This window comes from Methylomonas sp., assembly GCF_023228165.1.
Taxonomy (GTDB): Bacteria; Pseudomonadota; Gammaproteobacteria; order Methylococcales; family Methylomonadaceae; genus Methylomonas.
Window position 1 is genome coordinate 62,987 of sequence record NZ_JALOBS010000008.1, and the last position, 22,537, is coordinate 85,523.

Annotated in this window: 15 protein-coding genes; 5 read left to right on the plus strand and 10 right to left on the minus strand. The window is 53.6% G+C overall.

All coding sequences use genetic code 11. The features are described from left to right. The first annotated feature begins 26 nt into the window (after nucleotides 1–26). From M0R33_RS07630 to M0R33_RS07640, 3 genes are all read left to right on the plus strand, one after another. On the plus strand, nucleotides 27–494 hold the full coding sequence (locus tag M0R33_RS07630) for a hypothetical protein (RefSeq protein ID WP_292567419.1): 468 nt from the start codon (nucleotides 27–29) through the stop codon (nucleotides 492–494). Nucleotides 495–645: 151 nt separating this feature from the next. Continuing rightward, nucleotides 646–2,139, plus strand: a complete 1,494-nt coding sequence (locus M0R33_RS07635; protein WP_292567421.1) for a SulP family inorganic anion transporter — start codon at nucleotides 646–648, stop codon at nucleotides 2,137–2,139. Further along, a complete protein-coding gene (locus tag M0R33_RS07640; protein WP_292567424.1) occupies nucleotides 2,139–3,005 on the plus strand; it encodes a universal stress protein in 867 nt (288 codons plus the stop codon). The genes M0R33_RS07635 and M0R33_RS07640 overlap by 1 nt, the downstream gene beginning before the upstream one ends. A gap of 175 nt (nucleotides 3,006–3,180) precedes the next feature. On the opposite strand, the gene M0R33_RS07645 is transcribed toward M0R33_RS07640, so the two are convergent. The 4 genes from M0R33_RS07645 to M0R33_RS07660 all read right to left on the minus strand — a co-directional run bounded on the left by M0R33_RS07645 (nucleotide 3,181) and on the right by M0R33_RS07660 (nucleotide 11,536). After that, on the minus strand, nucleotides 3,181–6,654 hold the full coding sequence (locus M0R33_RS07645; protein WP_292567427.1) for a hypothetical protein: 3,474 nt from the start codon (nucleotides 6,652–6,654) through the stop codon (nucleotides 3,181–3,183). A gap of 11 nt (nucleotides 6,655–6,665) precedes the next feature. Then, nucleotides 6,666–9,389, minus strand: coding sequence for a pentapeptide repeat-containing protein (locus M0R33_RS07650; RefSeq protein WP_292567430.1), 2,724 nt, complete (start codon nucleotides 9,387–9,389; stop codon nucleotides 6,666–6,668). A 586-nt stretch (nucleotides 9,390–9,975) separates the two neighbouring features. Further along, entirely contained in the window at nucleotides 9,976–10,632 is a 657-nt protein-coding gene (locus tag M0R33_RS07655) for a hypothetical protein (RefSeq protein WP_292567433.1), read from the minus strand. Nucleotides 10,633–10,702: 70 nt separating this feature from the next. Further along, nucleotides 10,703–11,536: a DUF3014 domain-containing protein gene (locus tag M0R33_RS07660; RefSeq protein WP_292567436.1), complete on the minus strand. Its 834-nt coding sequence runs from the start codon at nucleotides 11,534–11,536 to the stop codon at nucleotides 10,703–10,705. Nucleotides 11,537–11,626: 90 nt separating this feature from the next. Between M0R33_RS07660 and hemG the strand changes: the two genes are divergently transcribed. After that, the gene (hemG, locus tag M0R33_RS07665) at nucleotides 11,627–12,154 is read left to right on the plus strand and encodes a menaquinone-dependent protoporphyrinogen IX dehydrogenase (protein WP_292567439.1); all 528 of its coding nucleotides are present in this window, start codon (nucleotides 11,627–11,629) and stop codon (nucleotides 12,152–12,154) included. Between the two features lie 62 nt (nucleotides 12,155–12,216). Here hemG and M0R33_RS07670 read toward each other — a convergent pair whose 3' ends face one another. The 6 genes from M0R33_RS07670 to M0R33_RS07695 form a co-directional block, all read right to left on the minus strand. After that, nucleotides 12,217–12,540, minus strand: coding sequence for a hypothetical protein (locus M0R33_RS07670; RefSeq protein ID WP_292567441.1), 324 nt, complete (start codon nucleotides 12,538–12,540; stop codon nucleotides 12,217–12,219). A 133-nt stretch (nucleotides 12,541–12,673) separates the two neighbouring features. After that, complete coding sequence (locus M0R33_RS07675; RefSeq protein WP_292567443.1) at nucleotides 12,674–13,396, minus strand: rhomboid family intramembrane serine protease; 723 nt, start codon at nucleotides 13,394–13,396, stop codon at nucleotides 12,674–12,676. 40 nt (nucleotides 13,397–13,436) lie between these two features. After that, complete coding sequence (gene hrpA, locus M0R33_RS07680; RefSeq protein ID WP_292567645.1) at nucleotides 13,437–17,330, minus strand: ATP-dependent RNA helicase HrpA; 3,894 nt, start codon at nucleotides 17,328–17,330, stop codon at nucleotides 13,437–13,439. A 166-nt stretch (nucleotides 17,331–17,496) separates the two neighbouring features. Continuing rightward, nucleotides 17,497–17,916, minus strand: a complete 420-nt coding sequence (locus M0R33_RS07685; RefSeq protein ID WP_292567445.1) for a UPF0158 family protein — start codon at nucleotides 17,914–17,916, stop codon at nucleotides 17,497–17,499. A gap of 111 nt (nucleotides 17,917–18,027) precedes the next feature. Then, nucleotides 18,028–20,385 carry a diguanylate cyclase gene (locus tag M0R33_RS07690; RefSeq protein WP_292567448.1) on the minus strand — a complete coding sequence of 786 codons (2,358 nt, stop codon included), beginning with the start codon at nucleotides 20,383–20,385 and terminating at the stop codon, nucleotides 18,028–18,030. Then, complete coding sequence (locus tag M0R33_RS07695) at nucleotides 20,386–21,372, minus strand: ABC transporter substrate-binding protein (protein ID WP_292567451.1); 987 nt, start codon at nucleotides 21,370–21,372, stop codon at nucleotides 20,386–20,388. It abuts the gene before it with no gap. A 402-nt stretch (nucleotides 21,373–21,774) separates the two neighbouring features. On the opposite strand from M0R33_RS07695, the gene M0R33_RS07700 reads away from it, so the two are divergent. Then, nucleotides 21,775–22,536, plus strand: a complete 762-nt coding sequence (locus M0R33_RS07700) for an exodeoxyribonuclease III (RefSeq protein ID WP_292567454.1) — start codon at nucleotides 21,775–21,777, stop codon at nucleotides 22,534–22,536. Nucleotide 22,537 lies beyond the last annotated feature (1 nt).

Below are 22,537 nucleotides of genomic sequence, written 5' to 3' on the forward strand. Positions count from 1 at the left end.
ATCACCTGCCAAGCGCTTCGTTAAATATGCCGAAAAAACCGCCAAGAGTTGGCGAAAAATCTGCTCGTGAATTATTGAGTCGTATCGGCAGACAGTTTGCGCTGTTATTCATAGTCATTGTTTTGTTTGACCACCTCATTGAATGGCTGGTTGAAGGTTTCCATCTCATCCTCGAACTGCTGCACCTGCTGATCGAGGTCATGGAACATCTGGCCGAAGAGTTACTGGAGCACCTGTTACACACTAGCCACCATCAAAGCGAAACCATCATTTTCAATACCGTGATGCTGCTGGCCGTGTTTGGGATATTTCACTTGTTCCAACGCTGGCCGGAGCTATCGCTCAGCTGGCGGACACGTGCGCAGACAGGCTGGCAAAATTATAAGATGCAAAAAGTAGGCGCATGGCAACGCTTGCCGCGCCGACACAAACTTATCGTGACGGGGGCTTACGCAACCGGTGTAATTTTAATACTGTTTTTACTGACACTGTGATAAAGGTTTGACGAATTTTTAACCACTTAAATTTGAGTACATATGTTTAACAGACTCAGCCCACCTTAACCTAGCCATCAACGAATACCTTTTACCTCAGCTCCTGCCTTGGCTATGCCTGTCATAGCCTTTTTTTGCAATTAGGATACACATGCTCTTTTTATCGAAAAAATACGACTGGCTCGGTAACATCCGGGGGGATGTACTGGCCGGCGTCGTCGTCGCCTTAGCGCTCATCCCGGAAGCTATCGCTTTTTCCATCATCGCAGGCGTCGACCCCAAAGTCGGGTTGTACGCTTCATTCTGCATTGCGGTGATTACCGCATTTGTCGGTGGCCGGCCCGGCATGATCTCGGCGGCCACCGGCGCAATGGCCTTACTGATGGTAACGCTGGTCAAGGATCACGGCTTGCAATATCTGCTGGCCGCGACCTTGTTGACCGGCGTCTTCCAAATCATCGCCGGTTATTTGAAGCTCGGCAGTTTGATGAGCTTCGTGTCGCGTTCAGTGGTGACGGGTTTCGTCAATGCCTTGGCCATTCTGATCTTCATGGCGCAATTGCCGGAACTGACTAACGTCACCTGGCATGTTTACGCAATGACCGCCGGCGGACTGGCGATTATTTATCTGTTTCCATATCTGCCTGTTATTGGCAAGGTTCTGCCATCACCCTTGATTTGCATCATCGCCCTGACCGTCATTGCCGTTTATCTGAAATTGGATATTCGCACTGTCGGCGACATGGGGCAATTGCCGGACACCCTGCCGATATTTTTATGGCCCGAAGTACCGCTGAACCTTGAGACATTGCAAATCGTCCTGCCGTATTCGCTGCCTTTAGCGGTGGTGGGCTTATTGGAGTCGATGATGACCGCGACTATCGTGGATGACTTAACCGACACCGGCAGCGACAAAAATCGTGAATGTAAAGGCCAGGGCCTGGCCAATATCGGCGCGGGCTTACTGGGCGGCATGGCGGGTTGCGCGATGATTGGCCAATCCATTATTAATATCAAATCCGGCGGTCGTGGTCGCTTGTCTACCCTATGCGCGGGTGTTTTTTTGTTGATCATGGTGGTGTTTCTGGATAAATGGTTATCCATGATTCCGATGGCGGCCTTGGTGGCGGTGATGATCATGGTATCTATCGGTACTTTTAGCTGGCGTTCGATAGTCAATCTCAAGCAACATCCACTGTCGACCAACATCGTCATGCTCTCTACGGTGACCGTCGTGGTATGGAGCCACAACTTGGCCATGGGCGTGTTCGTCGGTGTATTGCTGGCATCGCTGTTCTTCGCCAACAAGATCAGCCATTTCATGTATGTCGAATCGAAATTGGACCAAGACAGCAACACCCGCACTTACAAGGTCATCGGTCAGGTATTTTTTAACTCGGCCGACAAGTTCGTCGCCAGCTTCGATTTCAAGGAAGCGGTGGAGAAAGTGGTCATCGACTTAAAACGCGCCCATTTTTGGGACATTACCTCGGTCAACGCCATGGATAAAGTAGTGATCAAGCTGCGCCGTGAAGGCGCGGATGTGGAATTGATCGGCATGAACGAAGCCACCGCCACCATCGTCGACCGCTTTGCGATACACGATAACCCCGAAGAAATCGAAAAAGTTATGGGAGGCCATTAATGAACACCACACAAAATCTAGTACTGGCTGGCATCGACGGCTCCGTTTTAACCGGGGCAGTCTGCGATTATGCCGCCTGGGTCGCGCAAAAAGTGGATGCGCCTTTAAAACTATTACACACCATCGACCATCACCCTGAAGTAGCCGATCACACCGATTTGACAGGCAATATCGGTGTCGATAGCCGCGATCATTTAATGGATGAAATCATTCAACTCGATCAGCAGCGCAGCAAACTACGACTGCAACAAGGTAAACAGTTATTACAAGCTGCCAGGGAACGGGTCGTACAAGCCGGCATCCTAGACCCCATCACCAATCAACGCCACGGCAGCCTGATTGAATCGTTGATCGAGCTGGAAAATGACTTGCGGGTGTTGGTAATCGGCGTGCGCGGCAAGGTGCACGAAAATCAGCCCGACAAGATCGGCGCCAAGCTGGAGGCTATTATCCGCTCGTTGCACAAGCCGATTCTGGTGGTTAACGCCGAATTTAAAACGCCCGAACGCATCATGATTGCGTATGACGGCAGCCAGGCCGCCGAAAAAGCCTTGGAGATGGTGGCCACCAGTCCTCTATATAAAGGTCTGATTTGTCACCTGGTTTGCGTCAGCAAGGATGACGGCAAGGGTCAACTACTGGAAGTCGCCGCCAACAAATTGCAACTGGCCGGCGGTATCGAGGTTATCGCTAAAAAACTAATCGGCAAACCCGAACAGGTGTTAAGTGAATATCAAGATCAAAAAGGCATCGACATGACGGTCATGGGCGCTTTTAGCCATACCCGCGTGCACGATTGGTTACTGGGCAGCTTTACCGTGAAAATGCTGACGCATAGCCACAAACCCCTGTTGTTGCTTCGATAAAGGGATTGATTAGCCAACATTCTAAAATTAACGGTGGGCGGAGTTAAAGATCGATCATCCACAAAACGAATGTCTTTCAAGAACCAACCCTGACATGATCCCGCGTCAAAACCGTTGGTGCCGAACATCCGCCCTTGAAATCCTATCGCCGCCCGGATCCCGCACTGCGCGAGATCTATGGGGTTGACGGCAGCCAATCGCTCACGGAAGGTTCGGTGCGTGAAACCGGCTGACCGCTCGGGCTAAGTACATACTGATAGTTCATCGTATACAGGTTATGGAAGGTGTCCACGGCAATTCTCGCTACAGGTACATTCGTCTGACGCATCACCTGGTTGCCCATGTAGTCGTAGATGTCGAGCCGGAACGACTTGGGATCGCTAGGAATGGAGGTCGCCCCACTCACCTCGTAGGAGAGTACCCAGATCAGCTTGGAGTCCGCCATCGCGATGTCTTGGTAGACGATGTTCTTGGTCCGTTCCGTCGCTAACGGCATTACCGACGTCGGTCCTGCACCAAGATCAAAAAGCCGCCATGGCTTGCCATCGATATCGAAGGCCTTAATGGTGGGCTCCTTCGGGGTGTTTTGCAGCACCAGCAACGCCCCTTCTTTGCTGATGGCCATGGCAGTGGCATTGATTAACCTGGAATCGTTAATACCCTTACCGATGAGCAGAGTCGCGTTGTTGCTGACATCGGCGGTCGCAACGGGCTGGTCGGACAGTCGCAGTCTGCCGATCTTATTGTGGGTTGCCGAGAGGCCGAAAAGATAAGCAGCGCTGCCCGACTCGTAATATTCCAGTCGGTCGATTGACGGAATTCGGAACCGGCCCCAGCTGAGATCGTCATGGGGGTTGACGGGCGTGCCGGCATCCAGCACCAGCTTGCGGGCGTGAAACTCGGCCGGCAGAACGCTCGGGTCAGTGGGGTCGATCACGTTGGACAGCGGGGTTAGATAAAAATGGTTGCTCGAGGCCGCGGCGGCAGAATCGTTAATCAGGCGGCGGTCGAACGCCACCGGCATCGGCTTGGTATAGCCGCAGGAGATGCGCTTCAACACGTCGTTCGGCGTGCCGGTATCGCGAACAACACTGACGGTCTGGAAGCGGTAGACGGTGGTCATGGCGGGCTGACCAGTTTCGCAGTCAGTGATACCGCTGGAATTGCCCTGCCAACTGTAACCCATCACACCGCCCGGCACCCAAAGCGCGGTGTTACCGGGAAGACTGATGCCGATACCATTTGGCACCAGATCCGGAGCCGGCCACGGGATCGCGCTGGTTTGTTTCCAAACATACTGGCTTTCATCGAAAGCCAAGACGCGATTATGCGTGTAAACGGTATCTTTAGTGATTGGAACCGGGTTTTCCTTGATAGTGATCTCAAGCTCGATGCTTTTGTCGCGGCTATTTAGAAAGTCTATCGCGCCACTGCAGGTAGCCCAACCGCTTGCGCTCAATAGAACAATCTCGGCAACGGCATCGCTGCCGCTCGATGGCATGCCGGTGGCATCGTACGTAAAGACCGGCCGTCCATCGCTGCCGGTCACGATGCTGACATCGGCTTTGCTAAATTCCTTTATGACTTTCTTATCGCCGGTGCTCACAACGATCTGGCCCTGAGACCAGGTCGCAGGGAAGCCGGAGTCTTGGGGATCGGGCTTAACAGTGATTCGAAGCGTGTGCGTTTGCGTAATCGTATTAGTGATCACCAAGGGGTTTGTCAGTATCTCGGCTGTGCTTTCCGCCATTGCGGCAAGGGTGCCGCCCACCTGAAGGGCGCGTAGCCCCCAACCTACGAAGGGAATGCTGTCGGCGATTTCCTCTGCCGATAGCTCACCTAATAGCCAGTCGGAGAATAGCTCGCTATCGAAGGCTTTAGCGCCGTCTGCGACCATCGCGTTCACGATGCCCGAGAACACGCTGGCGAAGGAGCCGGCGACCAGCAGATCGGATTCGGGATCGGCATTACCCTCGGCTTCTATAAGGGCGAGCGCAGTCGCCGCCATCGGAAGCTGTACCCCGACGGGGTTGTTTGCGATCAGTGCGTTCAGGGAGCCACTTTCCGTCTCTCCCACGCCCTTGCTGAGAAACCACATCGGCACCATGAAGTTGGCTACCGCGGAAATCGCTGCACCCGGAAAGAGGGACCAGGCGTGCTTAACGTCGCCGTGGGAACCGAGTCCCATGATCTCGATTCTGGCACCGCTAGCTCCCGACGGGAACTGCAGCTCGATATCCGTGGGGATTACGGCCCCGGCGGGGATACCGAAGAAGGTCACGGGCGCCTGCAGCAGGCGGACCCATTTGCGTTCGTCGGTCTCCATGTCTATCCCGTTGAGCAGCACCTCGTTTCCCGCCCGCAGGAGTCCCGCCAAGGTATCCTCCCCGGCCCTTGAACTGTCCGACATGGGATTGCCGGCCAGGTCGAGCCAGGTCACGTAAACGCCATACCAGAGCAGGTTGACGTTCCACATCAGGAAACTGAATTTGGTGCCGTCGCTGCTGTCGACCGAGAAATTCGACCAACCGAGATTATGGTGATAGCCGGTTATGGTTGAGGTGAGCCCGGCATTATCATCGCCGAGTCCGAACTGCGAAGCGTCCGGCTGGTCGTCGTGGTATTGGAAGTCGTAAAGAATGCCCTTTAGGGTGGGGTCGTCCAGAATCTGGGACTGGACCTCTCGGACAGCAGCTTCCAGACCCTGCTCAGTCGTGCACGAATAAACCATGTCGTGGTTGTCGCCGTCCGTCAGATCAGTAATCGGCAGCAGGGCAGCCCAACCCTGTGCCTGATCGTCTGGGATACAGCTTTGGCCATCGTAGGAATTCAGCTCATAGGCAGGACCCTGTGCGCTAATGCTCGCCGCCAGGTCGTAGACCGTTGCAGCGTCGAAGTAAGGTTCGATCGCGGCTGCGACATCGGGGTCGATGGTGACGATCTCGGGGTGGTGTTGTACGGTGGACTTCGCGGTCGGATAATCAGACCCGAAATAGATGCCACCCGCGTCTTCGAGCACGATCTCGAAACCCCGGTGTACGATCACCGGCTCAGCGCGCGGCTCGAGCAGGCCTGCAGCAGCGCGCACGGCCCGGGGAATATGCATGCCCACCACTAGAATACCGTAGCCGCGGGTCTTGCTGCGGGTCGACACGTAGAGGCGATGGACACCGCTGCTGCTCAGCGGTACGTTGGCTGCGTAATGCGTGATCCGATTACGAGGAATACGCGCAAGTTCGGGCTGCTTTTTGATCGCGCGGTCGAGCGAGCGTTGCGTGTGGGCCTTCAGATGAATGCGTTTACCCAGCACATGCAGATAATGTTGCTCATGGTGGCGGCGTTGGCCCCGGTGATTGTGGTGATACCGATCTTCTGCATGGGCATGACCAAGATCGAAATGCAGGGTTAAAAACTCGCGATCGCGCGGAGTGCCTGGATGCTTAGAACGCGATTTCGCGCTGGCTAGGTTATTCCAAGCGAAAAGACCCGCCGCCATCGCCACAGCAGATGTCAATAGGCCCTTGCCGAAGTCGCGGCGGGTGATACCGCCCTGGTCGTTGACATCTTTTTGCAAGCACCCGGCTTCTTGCGCCGAGGACTCATTGTGTTCAGACTCGTTTAATACTGTGGATTCTGGCTTATTTTTCATGGCTGCTCTCCTCAAAGCCCTGAACAATCGGGGTCAGCTTGCAATGAACAATCGGCTATCGGCGGTTGTGGCGTCGGCACAGGATTCCAGCTGGGGTTTTCGGGCACGATCTGCCCGCAACCCACGGTCTGTGTGGTCTGGCTATTGTCCGGACAGGTCGTGCCGCCGGTTGTTACGATAGGTGTGCTGGTGAGACTGCCGGTCACGGAGACGCAGTTTTGTTGACACTGCCAACGGATGTCGGCGGCGGCGCCGCACGCTCCGGAAGCGGGAGGCACTAAGGCCGATTGGTAATGTCCCGGGTCGGCCGCGGCCCATACGCCGAAAGGTGAGCGTGTCGACGACAGCACCAAGGCGCCACGCAAATTGGCAGCAATTAGCGCTGCACCGGATAGATTGGCGGCACGCAGGTCGGCCCCGTTAAGCATGCTTTTGTTGTCGCCATCCGGCCCCAGGTCTACTACGTTCGAGCCGGCGGAAATGTTGGCGCCGCCCAAGGAGGCGGCGGTCAGAGTCACGCCGCGCATGCTCGCTGCATCGCTGAAGTTCAGATGCGGCAGTCGCGCGCAGGTAAGGTCGGTCCCGGACAGCACGGCCCCCTGGGCGCTGGCACAGCTGCCTGTGCAACTCGCGTAGGAATACCAGGAGACATTGCTCAAAGTGGCTCCGGACAGAACCGCGCCGTCGAGAACTGCGTTGAACATATAGGCATTGTCCAGGTTCGCTGCGGACAGGCTGCCGTCTGCGCTGCCGGCCAAAAAGGCATCGGAAAGATTGGCATTGCCGAGATTGGCCGGCGCGAGCTGGGTCTCGGTCAGAATGGCCCGCGGTAGCGCGGCATTGCCGAGGTAGGCATAGTTCATCCTAGCCTTGGTGAAGTCAGTCGAGGTCCCGGCGGCATGATCGAAATTCGCGCAGCGCAGACCGGAGCCGTCGAACTGTGTACCGTCGAGGCGTGTGCTCACATTACTAGTATTTCGACCGAAATCGGCCCCATAGGCTTCTACGCCCTCGATCAAGGCGTCGGACAGGTTGGCGCTACGCAGTGAGACGCCCGCCATTTGAGCGCCGCGCAAGTCCAGCCTGACCCCGGTGACCCCATCCATATTAGCAGCGCAGTTGGTAGACGGATCGAGATCATCGCAAGCGCTGGTAGCGGCTGGCTCGCAATAGGTGATTTCTTCGGCGGGCGGCAATAAAGACGACAGCCCCGCCAATCTCATCTTCACATCGGTCAGGTTGGCTCCGACAAACTTCGCCCCCGACAGGCGTGCCCGCGGGAAGGTTGCCGCAGTCAAGTCGCTGTTGCTAAAATCCGCGCCTCTGAGCTGGGCGGCATGGTTAAACACAGCCTCCAGTGTGTCCGGAATCAGGGTTCTCTCGTAGCCGAAGCGTGCGCCGGACAGCTTGGCTCCGACCATACTCACTGGCTTAGTGGTCAGCACGCTGTCGAATATGGCATTTCTGGCATCCGCCCCATCCAAGATGGTGCCGCTCAGATCGGCATTACTGAAGTCGGAGCTGCGGACATCTACACCACTTAAATTCTGGCCGCTTAGTGCTGAAGAGTGGCGAAAGTCACAATTTTCGCATTTGTTGGTGCTAATCAGAATATTACCGTTTTGGGCATTCGGATCGAGAAGACTGAGCGAAGATTTAAGCGTCACCTCGGGCGGAAGGTTGCATTCGAACCCGTCCTGAAGCCGTCTGGCACATTCGAAGAAGACGTGGAGCGGATCGAGAAAGGTAGGAGACGAAGCAGAGCAATCACTGCAATTCGACTGCCGACAGATACAACTATCAGGCACTTGAATCCGAGGTCCGAGAAAATTCTCTCTCGTGTAGTAAAGGGCGACGGTATGTCCTTGAGCGGGAAAGATACTCAGCCGATACCTAAGCCCTAAGGGTGTCTTGACCTGCTGGAGGTTGATTGATTCCAGAAAAGACAGGTAAGAACATGATGACGGTAAAGTCAGGTAGTAATGCTGATTGTAGTTCGATGAGTCCGATGAGTCGAAGAAGAGTGCAATCTCGCCCTGTTTTAGGCTGGCACTGATCCCAGCTGCATCATTTGAAGATACTGGGGTGGTTAAAGGAAGGGCGCAACTACTGCTGCTGTCCAGATCGCCGGGACCCATGCTGGGGTCGATGTCCTCGGGAGGGCCGTCCGCCGCACCGGCGAACATCGCCGCGGGCCGCATGAAGATCTTGCTTGGTTCGTCGCCTCTTCCGCTGCCGGCGCGGAATGTCGCCAAGTAGCGACCTGGCTTGATTTTGGCGGTCACGCAGTTGCCTCCTTCGCGCAAACTCACGACCTTCCGCTTGCGTGAATCGCGGAGTTCGAATTGATGGGGCATGGCACCGGGATGCGCGTCCAGCAGCGCGCTGCCTTCCCAACAAAACTGCCGCTCCATCTTCTCGGTGAATTCCAGCGGAATGCTGTCGACACCGGGGCGACCGGAATCGGCCGGCGCGGGATTTCCCCGCCTACGGGGTTCCAAATCGATCACGACAAGACTATCCGGCTTTGCCGTTAGATGCCGTGCACGTTTGAATTCGTGTTCATGGTAAACGGTTTGCCAAGCGCGCCCGGCAGAAGCTAAATTTCGGCCATGCTTAGGGCCGGTCTTGTTGTCGTTTGCCTTTGCCGCCTCTACAGCTACCGGCAGCAGCGACCAAAGCGAGAGCATTATGAGGCAGAGATAAAATGTACTGCATCTGCGTTGCGATATCATGAGCAAGACCTCCTCTAACAGCCCGACCCATAACTGTGACGGACTTCACAAAACCGTCGTTGGACCCTACGTGACTCGCACAGCTTTGTCAACCGACAATTTATGTTCCGAGGTTCGGCACGGCATGAAATCGATAACAAGTCGGATAGCGCTACTCCACGCCCTACATGCGGTATAAGCTTGGCGGCAATAGCGCTGATAACGCCCAATAATCGGTTGCCGGTTAGCTGTCGATAATCCAAAAGACCCATAGCATTAGCTGCTTTTTGCCAAAATCCGCTGTAAACCAATAGGGCCTCGCGAACGTTTCAACCTCTTGCAAAGCAACGGCAAAGCTGATGCGCGGATTGAATAACCCGCCCGGCTAAGGCATTTAGAAGACCGACGATTGATACGCTTTCCGTAGTCGACAATCTATTGCTTGAAATGCACGAAAGTTGGTGTCGGGCCGGCAATCAGCAGTTATAGTCGAACTGACGAACGGGAACCGGTCTATAAGCGCGCCAATCCCCTCGCCTGCTGGAGGGGCTTAGGGCGAAGCGAATTTAAAGCCGAAATTTGAAATGAAATGAGTATGTCGGCAAAGCTAAGCGTCTTCACTATGCGCGTGCGCTTGTCGCAAACGTTCGATGATAATACCGGCCACTTGTTTACTGGCCGGAAGCAGTGTGTGCACGACCGGAAGTTTCACCTGATCGACCAGCCATTCCGCACTGACCTCGGACAGTGTAACGATGCCGTCATTGGGCTCGCCCCCGAACGGTCCGCGCCTCCAAGTCACGCCTTTAACCCCGGCAATACCGGTGGTGGGCGAGTCGATGGATCCTAGCCGCGACATCCATTGCTCCGAACCGAGTAGCACGCCGCAATCGCCGCTCAACCAACGAAAAACAGGATTCCCGCCGAAACGTTGTGCGAGCCGAGATGCGCGACAGGGAGAGCCGAGCAGAAATACCTGCGTCGGTCGGCGCACCTTAGCGGGAAGCGAGTTGACGGCTACACGGATCAACACGCCGCCCAGCGAATGCCCAATCAATACGTACTCGCCTTGCGAAGCAATATTGGAAATACGTTCGGCAAGCCGCTTGGCGATGACTGAAAAACTTTCTACGCTAGTCAGGTAACCGAAACTGCCGACCTCGAACCCAGCTGTGTTAAGTTGCCGCAACAGAGGCCAGCCGGACAGCGGCGAACGCCCCAAGCCGTGTACGAACAGCACTTTCATTTTTGGTATCGTGGCCATATCATATCGAGCGTACCGGTAATTGCATGCCCTGAAAACACTGTGCAGCCTGGATTTCAAGCCCGGCCAATCACTCCTTGCTATTCACCAGCATTTCCACCAGTTGCCGAACTTTATTTTGGATGATCAGGGTGTTATCCGGCCCCATACGCAGCATCTGTCTGCTGACGGGGCTCAAGGCTTCCAGCTTGGCATCGGCGTATTTATAAAATACTACGTGTTTTTTTAAGGCTATCGGTTCTTCGATGGTCGGCGCGGCCAAAATCTGCGCGGCGGCTTTTAAAAACAGGTCGTCCAAGGGGCGTTCGGCCGGATAGCCGAATTGGGCAAACACTTCCTGCAACAGGGGTTTAAATTGCCGGTAAACCTTTCCGGCGGCCTGTACATCAATGGCATCGATGGCGGCGGCCAACTGATCGTAACGTTGGTAGCTTAGCTTGCTCATGAATAAGCCGTTAGCGGCTTTTTCCACGGGAAAGGGTTTCGTCTGCTTTAAAAAGCGCATGTGCTTTTCCAGCCATAACCCTTGCGAGAAATCGTTGGTAACCAGCAGATATTTTCTGATCAACTGCTTGGTTTGCAACCAGGGCGAAAGGGTTGCGGACACGCCCAGCATGGCGTCGCGAAACGGCTGATCGCTGCTGGCAAGCGCCGGCAATGAAAAAGGTTGTTCCGGCAACTCGACTTCATCCAAAGCCATCCCGTCGGCGGTATGTTCGCTAACGATATTCTGCTCGATATTTTCAACTACGGGCAGGTTGAGGGTTTGCGTACCCGGCGTGGCGGGCGGCTCCTGCGAATATTGCCAATAAAACCAGCCGCCACCCGCGGCCGCTATCAGTAAAATCGTGCCCAAAATGGCACCGGTGGGTTTTTTATCGTCTGTATAATCGTAACGTCCCATGGCTTTACCCCTTAAAATAGGCTATGCCAAGCATACCATGCGTTTGATGCAATAAGGCGCTAACTCTCAATTAAAAAAACAGGGTCAAACATGCCGCACATTCTGATTGTTTATGCCAGCCATGACGGCCAAACCGAAAAAATCTGCAGAACCTTGCAAGGCGTCATTCAAGAAACCGGTCAACAGACAACCTTGCTGGCGATAGACCAGGCGGCGCAAGTCGATCCGGCGGGTTTCGACAAAATCGTGATTGGCGCCGCCATCCGCTACGGCAAGCATAATCCGGAGATCACGGCCTTCATCACGCAAAACCAGGCCATTATAGACAGCATGCCCAATGCGTTTTTCTCGGTGAACCTGGTAGCGCGCAAGCCGGAAAAAAGCAGCCCGGCCAGCAACCCCTACCTGCAAAAATTTCTCAAGCGCATTAGCTGGAAACCCAAAAATCTGGCTGTGTTTGCCGGCAAGCTCGATTATCCCAGTTACGGATGTTTCGATCGTTTTACGATCCGATTGATCATGTGGATGACGCAGGGCCCGACCGACCCCCTGGCCGTGGTTGAATTTACCGACTGGGAGCAGGTTAAAGCCTTTGGGGAACACATCGCAAGCATGTAAGAAAAACGGCAGGCAAAAAAAAGGGGCTGTGTAAGCCCCTTTTCGACACTATCTGAAAACGCTTATTTGGCAGCTTCGGCGAATTTGTTAAATGCTTCCACCCGTTGTTTACCGGTGTTCACCAAGTCAATACCGTTGTCGATGATCATTTGGATCAGGCCTGGAGTGCTATAAACGATTTTACCCAGGAAAGCCACCACGGGCACGGCAACAATAGCGCCAAACAGAGTACCGATACCAAATACGTTCAGGAATTTAGCCATTAATACCACCATATCCAGCGGTAACAGAATCATGGTGCCGAAATATACCAGCACGATGAAAGTAAACAGGACGAATACTACAAACTGCAGCAACCTTACCAAAGCAACGTTTAGGTTTTTCATGGTTTATTTTTCTCGGGGTCAATTAAGTAATCTTTGTGCGGTGGCGGGTTTGCCGAGCAAACAATTTCAGTCGCAAACTGACCGACATTATAAAATAAAAGCCCCGAGCTTACTCAATTTTTTGACGTTTTGCTTACCCGTCCGCTTCTTCGCTGGGTTCGACATCGACGTGATAAACCGTGGGTTTATCGATAAACAAGGAATGAATCAAGGCTCCTACCGCAAACCCCCCCAAATGCGCCCACAGAGCTGATCCACTGGCCATACCGGGTATCATTGACCCCGTGGTCAGCTCCTGCAGTTGCAATATGACCCATACCCCTAAAAAGGCAATGGCGGGAATTTCGAAAAAAAACGGGAAAATCAAGATCGGCACCATGATGACCACGCGGGCGTAGGGAAAGCGGAAAAAATACGCACCCAAAACCCCGGCTATCGCCCCCGAAGCCCCCACCACGGGCACTATCAGGTTTTGCGAGAAATACCATTGGGTATAGGTTGCCAACAAGCCGCATATCAGGTAAAAGGCGATAAATCGCTTATGCCCCATCAAATCTTCGATATTATCGGCGAAGATCCATAAGAACATCATATTCACCAGCAAATGCAACCAACCGCCGTGCAAAAACAAGCTGCTTAAAAATGAAAAATAATAATCCGGCGGTAAACCGAAGTGTTGCGACCAAGTCGGGTTGGTGTAGCGCAACGGCACCATGCCGTACATATACAGAAAATGCTGCGCCACCGAATCCGGCATCAGCAGCATCAGTATATAGACCCCAATGCAAATCACCATGATGCCCCACGTGACATAGGGGGTCGTGTTACATGGTATCGAATCTCTAATCGGTATCATTTGAGCTTCCTGTGGGGTTAATACATCTTTAAGAGCCTTTTCAAAACGTTTCGTTCCATTGTTTTTCCAAGCGTTGCACCGACACCGGGTAAGCGGTTTTCAGTTGCTGGGCAAACACCGAGACTCGTAATTCTTCCAGGCTCCAGCGGAACGCTTCCCGCTCGGGCATGGGCTGGACGGTTTTCTGCTGCTTTTCGACGTGCCGCCAATAGCGCTGCCACAAACGTTGCAAACCTTGTACATCGGCCGAATCCGGCTTTTGTTTGTCCAACCGGAAAGCAACGGCTTTTAAATAACGCGGCATGGCCTGCAGCTGTTGCAGCGGGGTGTAGCGAATAAACCCGCTATACAGCAACAAACTTAATTGATTTTCAACATCCTGCTTCAACGCGGGGCCAACGCCGGGCTGTTTCAACAGGTGCCTGATGTGCTGGTAGTCTGCCATGATTTCACTGATCTGCTTGCCAGCTTGATTACTAACGGTCACCAAAGTAGCTTTCTTTTCTGCCAGCCGCGCTGCAAAAGCCTGCTGACCGCGGATTTCGTCCCCTTCCACAAACACGCCGCTGAAAATCAAAAATAACAGATCGTTTTTAAATTCACCAACGCCGCGGGTCTTTAAAATCGGATGTTTGGGTAACTGGTTATAAGCCAGCTGCAAAGCTGCCGTCACGCCGCTATTTTTTAACAAGTATTGCGCGTCTTTGCGACATTGCAACTGAAACAGCTTGGTCAAGCCTTCAAAATGCGCCCGCTCGGCTTTCAACGGGGTTTCCAATATCCGCACGCCGACCGTTTCGCCTTCGTCGACGATGGCCGGATAACCGATGAAGGTCTGGCCTTTTTGCGTGAATTGCCAGGTATCCGGCAGGTCATCGAATACCCAGGCAATGCAGCCGGTATGATTCAACTCTTCCAGCGCCAGCTTGTCGAAACTGTCGCCGGCCTTGCTGGCATGTTCAGCCTGCAATTTGCTCAGATTGCGGCCATAGCCGAGCGCCCTACCCTGATCGTCCACTACCCGGAAATTCATTTTCAGATGATTCGGCAGACTGTCGGGTTGCCATTCATTCAGCGGAATGGCCTCGCCGGTCAATTTACGCAACCGATTGCTCAACCATTCGTATAACGAACCTTTAAAGTCCGGTTCGATTTCCAGACAGGCCTTGGCCGTGTTCGGCACCGGCACGAAATGCTTGCGCAGATGTTTGGGCAGCGACTTGATCAAAGCCATGACTTTTTCTTCCAACATGCCCGGCACCAACCAATCGAACGGTATCTGGCGAATCTGATTGAGCTGATGCACCGGCACGATGGCGGTAACGCCGTCTTCGTCGTGACCGGGCTCGAAACGGTAATGCAACTCAATCGTTAAATCGCCGATTTTTTTGCTGTCCGGAAAATCCCAATCGTTGATTTGATTGTCGTCGAGACGGGTCAGATCTTCCTTGGTTAAAAACAAAATCCTGGGTTGATCTCGTTCGACCTGCTTACGCCATTGATCCAGCGCAATGCCGCTGACGATTTCCGCCGGCAGTTTCTTATCGTAAAACTGATACAGCCATTCCTCGTCTTCCACCAAATCCACCCGGCGGCCTTTGTGCTGAATATAACCGACTTCTTCCAGCAGTTTTTCGTTGGCCTTAAAGAACGGCGCATTGGTGTGATAATCCTGATTGACCAATGCATGGCGGATAAACATGTCGCGCGCGGCTTTGGCGTCCACATTTTCGTAAGGCACTTTACGTTTGGCCTGCAAGGTCAAGCCGTACAACAATGTGCGCTCGTAGACGCCGCAGCGGCCGGCGCTTTTCTCCCAATGCGGATCGTAGTAATTGCGTTTGAGCAAATGTTGAGCGCAGGCCTCTATCCATTCCGGCTCGATCTTGGCCACGGTGCGGGCGTAGACTTTACTGGTTTCCACCTGTTCGGCGGCCATAATCCATTTCGGTCGCGCTTTATGCTGCCCGGAGCCAGGGAAGATGAAGAACTTCAGGCCGCGCGCACCGAGATATTCATATTGCTCGTGGCGAAAGCCGATATTGGATAGTAAACCCGGCAGCAGCGCCATGTGAATCTGCTGGTAATTGGCCGGATTGCCGCTGGTTTTTAAGCGTAAATCGCCGCGCGCTACCTGCATGATCTGAGTATGAATATCATGCCATTCGCGTATACGGATATAGGATAAAAAGTTGTCCTGACAATATTTGCGCAGTTTGTTGTTGGTGAGGTGTTTTTTCTGTTCTTCAATGGCATTCCAAAGATTCAACAGAGTCAAAAAATCCGAATCCTCGGCCTTGAACTGCGCATGCTTGGCTTCCGCCAGATGCAGTTTATCGGCCGGCTTGTCGCGCGGGTCTTGCACGCTCAAAGCCGAAACGATAATCGCCACCTCGTGCAAGGACCCCAAATCGGCGGCGGCCAACAACATACGCGCCAGCTTGGGGTCGGTGGGTATCTTGGCCAGCTGACGGCCGGTATCGGTAAGCTGGCCTTGCTTGTCCAGCGCATCCACTTCGAACAAGGCATTCTTGCCGTCGCGGATCATCTTGTCTTCCGGCGGCTCGACGAACGGAAAATCCTCGATATCACCCAACTTTAACGCCGCCATCTGCAAAATCACCGACGACAAATTGGTGCGCAGAATTTCCGGTTCGGTAAATTCCGGTCTGGCCAGATAATCTTCCTTGGAATACAGCCGAATGCAGATACCTTCCGCCACCCGTCCGCAGCGCCCCGACCTTTGATTGGCGCTGGCTTGTGAGATGCGTTCGATCGGCAGGCGTTGAATTTTGCTGCGGTGGCTGTAGCGGCTAATGCGGGCGTGACCGGAATCGATCACGCAGCGAATACCGGGCACGGTCAGCGATGTTTCCGCCACGTTAGTAGCCAGTACAATGCGCGGTTTATTACCGCTGGGTTTGAATACCCTCTCCTGCTCGGCCACGCTGAGTTTGGAATACAGCGGCAACACCTCGTAGCGGCCGTTATTGTGCGACTTACGCAGGGATTCGGTTGTTTCGCGAATCTCATGCTCGCCGCTCAAGAAGATCAAAATATCGCCGCGCAAATCCCGGTACAACTCGTCCACCGCAGCCAAGATCGCCTGCTGCAAATCGGCCGAAGTCTCGTCGTCTTCCTCGATCAGTTCGATAGGCCGATAACGCACATCCACCGGATAGGTGCGGCCGGAGACATTGACGATGGGGGCATTATTGAAATGCTTGGCAAACCGCTCCGGATCGATGGTTGCCGAGGTGATGACGACTTTCAGATCGCTCCGCTTGGGAAGCAGCCAGCGCAGATAACCCATCAGAAAATCGATATTCAGGCTGCGTTCATGCGCCTCGTCGATGATGATGGTGTCGTATTGATTTAAGTAAGGATCGTTTTGCGACTCGGCCAGCAAAATACCGTCGGTCATCAGTTTGACCAGCGAATTGGGATGAGTCTGGTCATGAAACCGTACCTTATAACCGACCGCCTGACCGATGGACTGGCCCAGTTCTTCGGCAATCCGATCGGCCACGGTGCGGGCGGCTATCCGCCTCGGCTGGGTATGGCCGATCAACCCTTTCACGCCGCGCCCCAGTTCCAGACAGATTTTCGGCAACTGGGTGGTCTTACCGGATCCGGTTTCGCCGCAGACGATGGTCACTTGGTTGTTTTTAATCAGCTCGGCGATGTCATCTTTCTTGCCGCTGACCGGCAAATCCGGATAGTTAATCGCCGGCACGGACGCTTTACGTTGGTTGCATCGGCTGATCGAGCCTTCTATTTTCTCGGCTACTTGCTGCAACGGGCCGACAACATCCTTGCCCTTGCTCAATTCACTGCGCAACCTATCCAACTGCCGCTTCAAGGCATGGCGATCGATGTTCATGCAGTGGTTCAGGTTTTTGGCGAGTTGTTTAACGGTGTCGTGAGCGGACATGGGGCAAAAAGACGAATAAAAACCCAGCATTATAATGGTTGCAGGCGGCCGAACGCGAACCGACGCAATTAACAATAACCTGAAACGGCAGGCGTTTACTCAAATACAAACAGATATAGCTGGGTAGAATGTACTGAACGCAGTGAAGCGCATCGTTCCCGCTACTTCAAATCCACGCCACGTCTAGTCCCAGCTCGTCGCACCACGCTTCGGCAAGACGGTTCAAACGGTTTTCCTCGAAGGCGAACCAGCGATCGCGCAGCTGCGGGTAATCCAGCAGCACATCCTTGAAGCGCCGGAACGGCTTGCGACCGTCGAGCGCAGCCCGCAACGCCTCGGCGGCCGGGCTATCGGCCAGTTCATCTACAAAGTCTTCCATGATTTGGTATTTTTCATAGGAAGCCATAGCCTCGATCGGCAGATAACGCGGGTTGTCTTCCAGATCGTCCGGCACTTCATCGACGCCATCGTTATTGAGCCATAACACGCCGGTTTCCTTATCAAGGAACCAAGCCTCATCCCAATTCTCGTCGTTCGAGTTCAAGGCGAGGATGAAGTCCGTTCGATTGATTTTTAATGCAGTCATGTAAACCCCTGGATAGTTTTACTCTGGTTACTCGGGTTTCCACGCGACGCGTGGAAACCCGAGTAATTAGCAATACAGTCCGGGCTACCGGCTGTCAAGAACAAACCAGTCCTACTCCGCATCAAACAAGTGGTATTGATTTTTACCCTTCATTTTGGCTTGATACATGGCTTGGTCGGCTTGACGCAACAATTGGTCGGCTTCGATATCCTCGGCTTGCGGATAAAAGCTGACCCCCAAACTGGCTGACACCCGCATCGTCAATGCGCCGTAAGTCACTGGTTGCGAGGCCGCATTCAACAAGCGCGACAATAACGGCAAACAGGCGTCCGTATCCGGCAAATCCACCAGCACAGCCACAAACTCGTCTCCGCCCAAACGCGCCAGCGTATCGCTCTCCCGCAGGGCCTGCTTCATCCGGCTGGACAGGGTCATCAACAACTCATCGCCCATATCATGGCCGTAGGAATCGTTGACCTTTTTAAAGCCGTCCAAATCCAGAAAAACCACCGCCACTTGCAGGCCGCGCCGTTGCGCTTGCGTCATCGCCAGCCGCAAGCGGTCGGCCAATAGGATGCGATTGGGCAAACTGGTCAAGGCATCGTAATGAGCGATACGCTGCAACTGCTGTTCGTATTCCTTAAACGGGGTAATGTCCGAAAATAATGCTACGTAATGCAGGGTGTTACCTTGGGCATCACATACCGCGCTAATCGTCAGGATCTCCGCATATAACTGGCCGTTTTTACGCCGATTCCAAAGTTCGCCGGACCATTCGCCGTTTTCCTTTAAATGCGCCCACATCTGGGCATAAAAGCCCTTGCTTTGCCGGTCGGATTTCAATATACGGGGATTCCGGTGCAAAACGTCTTCCCGGCTATAGCCGGTAATCGCGGTAAACGTGTCGTTAATATCAATGATCCTGCCGTCCACATCGGTAATCAGGATGCCTTCCCGAGCGTGAGTGAATACGCTTGCCGCTAGCAAGAGTTTTTCTTCTGCTTGCTTGTGCTCGGTAATATCGTGGCCGATGCCTAATACACCAACGAATTCCCCCGCTGCATCGCGCATGGGAATTTTACGGGTCTCCAACAGTTCGCGGTGCCCGTCGTCTAAAAAGGTAACCCATTTTTCGGTTAGGCTGGGCGCGTCCGTCTGCATGGTCAACAAGTCCTGTTCCCGAAACGCGTCCGCCAACTCGCTATCGACGAAATCGTAATCCGTCTTGCCTACGATAACGTGTTCTTCCGCGCCAAAAAAACGCTCGAAGCGCGGGTTACAAGCCAGATACACCCCGTCGGCATTTTTGAGCCAAATCAGGTCGGGTAAGGTGTGGATCAGTGTACGTAAAAACGTTTCGCTTTCCAGCAACTGCTGCTGTTGCTTAAGCAACATATTTTGCTGCACCACTAATTTTCGCTTCACTATCAACAACTTCAGCGTCAACAACAGAAACGAAGCACTCACCAACAAGGCCGCCAGCAGCGGCCATTGATAGCGCAGCCAAATGTCCCTCACGGTAAAACTGGGTACTACGTCGTAGGGAGGCATCCGCATGTCTCTGAGCAAATCAGAAATAACCGTGTAGTCGGCCGGCACCCCGAAGCCGTGAATCCCGATGGCTTGGGTGACCGGCTTATTTTCTTCCAGCATGAATAGCGCCGCCGCCACATGCCGGGCTAGATTCTCGTCAATTTGCGGCATGGCTGCAAACGGCCACTCGGGATACAAACGGGTGGACAGCAGTAGCGGATAGCCCGGCAAATTCTGCCGATTTATAAGCTTGATCCGCAGCATATCCAACTTGCCTTCTCGCTCCATCTGTTCCAAAACCCCTGTGCGCACGAAACCTACCGCGGCCTGACCGTTTACAACGGCCTGAACGACCTTATCCTGCGGCAGGCCGGTCGGCAGCAGTTTGGCTTGTTGCGCCAGACTACCGTTTAACTTTTGGAACTCGTAAGCCTGAAGTTGGTAACCGCCCAGTGCTTCAGTGCTGACTACGGCAACGGTTTTGCCTTTTATATCTTGAAGGGTCTCGATGTCGGTATTATCGGCACGGCTAAAAATAACCCCGCCAAATGCCGTGATCGCCTGCTCGGGGTTGCGGTCGTTTAGCGCCAAGGTTGCTAAAGGGGCCGACAATCCGTTGCGTTTGGATAACTGAATATAATGACCCGGGTTGGTCAACACAAAATCCACCTGCCGACTTGCCACCGACAACGCCAGCTCATCGAAATCAAATGCCTCAATGGCAAACTCCCTATCCGGTACGGCCTGTTTCAATACTCCGACCAAGGGCTGCCATTGCGCCAACGTGTAGGGTTTGGACCGATACGCCAGGATGCCGATCTTAACTGTTTCCCTGGCATTGGCCGCGCCAGGCGCACCCACCAGCACGCAACACAGTTGCATCAACAGAAATTCGAATAGCACTCGGCCAAAAAATCCTGATTTCGTCAACGCCATTTAAAAGTCCTTGGGCAAATAAGCGGGATTGAGCAGATCAACCAGACTATCTTCCTCCGCCAACAACCGGTTTTCCCTCATCAACTTTGACAATCTGCCGGCACTGCGCAAAAGCTCCGGGGCGACACCGTCCAACAAACGGTAATTATTGCGCTCATCCGGCAGAATGATGCCTTTGAAAGCCGGTAAAACGTCAGCCGCGCTTAAACCTAAATGATCAGCCATCCGATAAGCCGCATCATACGGGTTGCTGTTAAAATGATTCACCGCCATAAAATGCGCCGCTACCGCGTGCCGAATGGCTCGTGCATGGCTAAAATCCAGTACATCGCCGCGCATGACCAACACATCCACAATTGTATTGGGGATTTGTCCGCTATCAAATAGTTTAACGCCGCCATCGGACAACAATTGACCGGCCACTGGCTCATAGGTCACCATGGCATCTACCTGGCGATGTTTCCAGGCCTGTTGATGTTTATCGATATTAACGGCAAAGGGTTTAATGTCGGTTCTACTCAAGCCCGCCGCATACAAGACCTCCGCCAACATCAAAGCCCCTAAAGCGCTCGTTTCGAAACCGACAACACGCCCCTTTAAATCGGAAAGTTGTCGAATATCGGGGCCGACCACCAGCATATCGGCACCCGCCGAAATATCAAATACCATCACCACCGAAACCGGCGTGCCGGCCGCCCTGACTTTTAGCGCTTCATCCAGTGTCAGAGCGGCCCCATCCGCACGCCCTTCCCGCAATACCTGCATGGATTCGGTGGCCGAAGCGGTCTGCAGCAGGCCCACTTGCCGGTCTTGCAACCAACCTTCTCGCCGGGCCAGAAACAACGGTTCATAGCCCAGCCAACTATTAAGGGCAATGGTGACCGGCCGATCCTTCAGCCAAGTGCAGCCGGATAGACCGTATGTGAACGCCAGACCGGCTAAGTAAGTCACGAATCGACGCCGCGTGATGGCTTGGGAAATGATCATGGCAATTGTCTTAGCTCACTATCGCTCGGCGGTTTTTCCAAAGACTTCTTAGTAGCATAATCTAACATTACAACCATCGGATAGGTTTGAGCCTAGCAATACCATAAAAAGCCGCGTTTCCGGGGTTAATCGCCATGGTCCCATGGTGTAAGCCTAGGATAGGTTTTGCAATAACCTCCCAAATCGGAATCCTGATTCAAAATATCGCCGTTCCGGCAGGGAACGTCGACAGATCGGCTTTGGATAGCGGGACGTTATTGATAACCCGCTGCTTAACCGCATCCACCGAACTGAACCGGCATCCTAATATGCCAACTTTGACTGATAGATTGGCCAATCGGTAAACTGTTCAATGCTCCGGCAATTACAACAGTCCCACTCATTTGATGAACGGAATAGCGCATGAAAATCATCTCCTGGAATGTCAACGGCATCAGAGCCGTGCAAGAAAAAGGTTTTAAGGACAGTTTGCAGCATTTCGATGCCGACTGCATTTTGTTGCAGGAAACCAAGGCTCAGGACGATCAAGTGCATAAAGCCTTGGAAAACATCGACCATTACCATGTGTATTGCAATTCCGCCGAGCGCAAGGGCTATTCCGGCGTGGCGCTGCTGACTCGGCAACAGCCGTTGCGAGTCTTGCACGACATAGGCATAGCCGAGCACGATCAGGAGGGCCGAGTGCTGGTAGCGGAATTCGAGCAATTTTATCTATTGAACGTTTACGTGCCCAATTCCGGCGAAAAGCTGGTGCGACTGGATTACCGGCAAACCTGGGATGCAGCTTTGCTGGCTTACCTGCGGCAGCTGCAATCCCATAAACCCGTGATAGCCTGCGGTGATTTCAATGTTGCCCATCAAGCCATCGATATAGCTCGCCCCAAAGCCAATTACAACAAGTCCGCCGGCTATACCCAAGTCGAAATCGACGGTTTCAGCCGCTTCACAGAAGCCGGGTTCATCGATAGTTTCCGGTATTTCCACCCGGAAACCGTGGCCTATAGCTGGTGGAGTTACCGTGCCGGCGCCCGAGCCAAAAATATCGGTTGGAGGATCGATTATGTCTTGGCCAGCCAGGCGTTGCTGGCCAATATCGAAGACAGCTTTATTTTGCCCGAGATCGTGGGATCGGATCATTGTCCGGTGGGCATCAGCATCACCTGAT

Bases quoted from the DNA above. Each gene is read 5' to 3' on its own strand.
- M0R33_RS07630 (WP_292567419.1), top strand. From the start codon at position 27: ATGCCGAAAAAACCGCCAAGAGTTGGCGAAAAATCTGCTCGTGAATTA.
- M0R33_RS07635 (WP_292567421.1), top strand. From the start codon at position 646: ATGCTCTTTTTATCGAAAAAATACGACTGGCTCGGTAACATCCGGGGG.
- M0R33_RS07640 (WP_292567424.1), top strand. From the start codon at position 2,139: ATGAACACCACACAAAATCTAGTACTGGCTGGCATCGACGGCTCCGTT.
- M0R33_RS07645 (WP_292567427.1), bottom strand. From the start codon at position 6,654: ATGAAAAATAAGCCAGAATCCACAGTATTAAACGAGTCTGAACACAAT.
- M0R33_RS07650 (WP_292567430.1), bottom strand. From the start codon at position 9,389: ATGATATCGCAACGCAGATGCAGTACATTTTATCTCTGCCTCATAATG.
- M0R33_RS07655 (WP_292567433.1), bottom strand. From the start codon at position 10,632: ATGGCCACGATACCAAAAATGAAAGTGCTGTTCGTACACGGCTTGGGG.
- M0R33_RS07660 (WP_292567436.1), bottom strand. From the start codon at position 11,536: ATGGGACGTTACGATTATACAGACGATAAAAAACCCACCGGTGCCATT.
- hemG (WP_292567439.1), top strand. From the start codon at position 11,627: ATGCCGCACATTCTGATTGTTTATGCCAGCCATGACGGCCAAACCGAA.
- M0R33_RS07670 (WP_292567441.1), bottom strand. From the start codon at position 12,540: ATGAAAAACCTAAACGTTGCTTTGGTAAGGTTGCTGCAGTTTGTAGTA.
- M0R33_RS07675 (WP_292567443.1), bottom strand. From the start codon at position 13,396: ATGATACCGATTAGAGATTCGATACCATGTAACACGACCCCCTATGTC.
- hrpA (WP_292567645.1), bottom strand. From the start codon at position 17,330: ATGTCCGCTCACGACACCGTTAAACAACTCGCCAAAAACCTGAACCAC.
- M0R33_RS07685 (WP_292567445.1), bottom strand. From the start codon at position 17,916: ATGACTGCATTAAAAATCAATCGAACGGACTTCATCCTCGCCTTGAAC.
- M0R33_RS07690 (WP_292567448.1), bottom strand. From the start codon at position 20,385: ATGGCGTTGACGAAATCAGGATTTTTTGGCCGAGTGCTATTCGAATTT.
- M0R33_RS07695 (WP_292567451.1), bottom strand. From the start codon at position 21,372: ATGATCATTTCCCAAGCCATCACGCGGCGTCGATTCGTGACTTACTTA.
- M0R33_RS07700 (WP_292567454.1), top strand. From the start codon at position 21,775: ATGAAAATCATCTCCTGGAATGTCAACGGCATCAGAGCCGTGCAAGAA.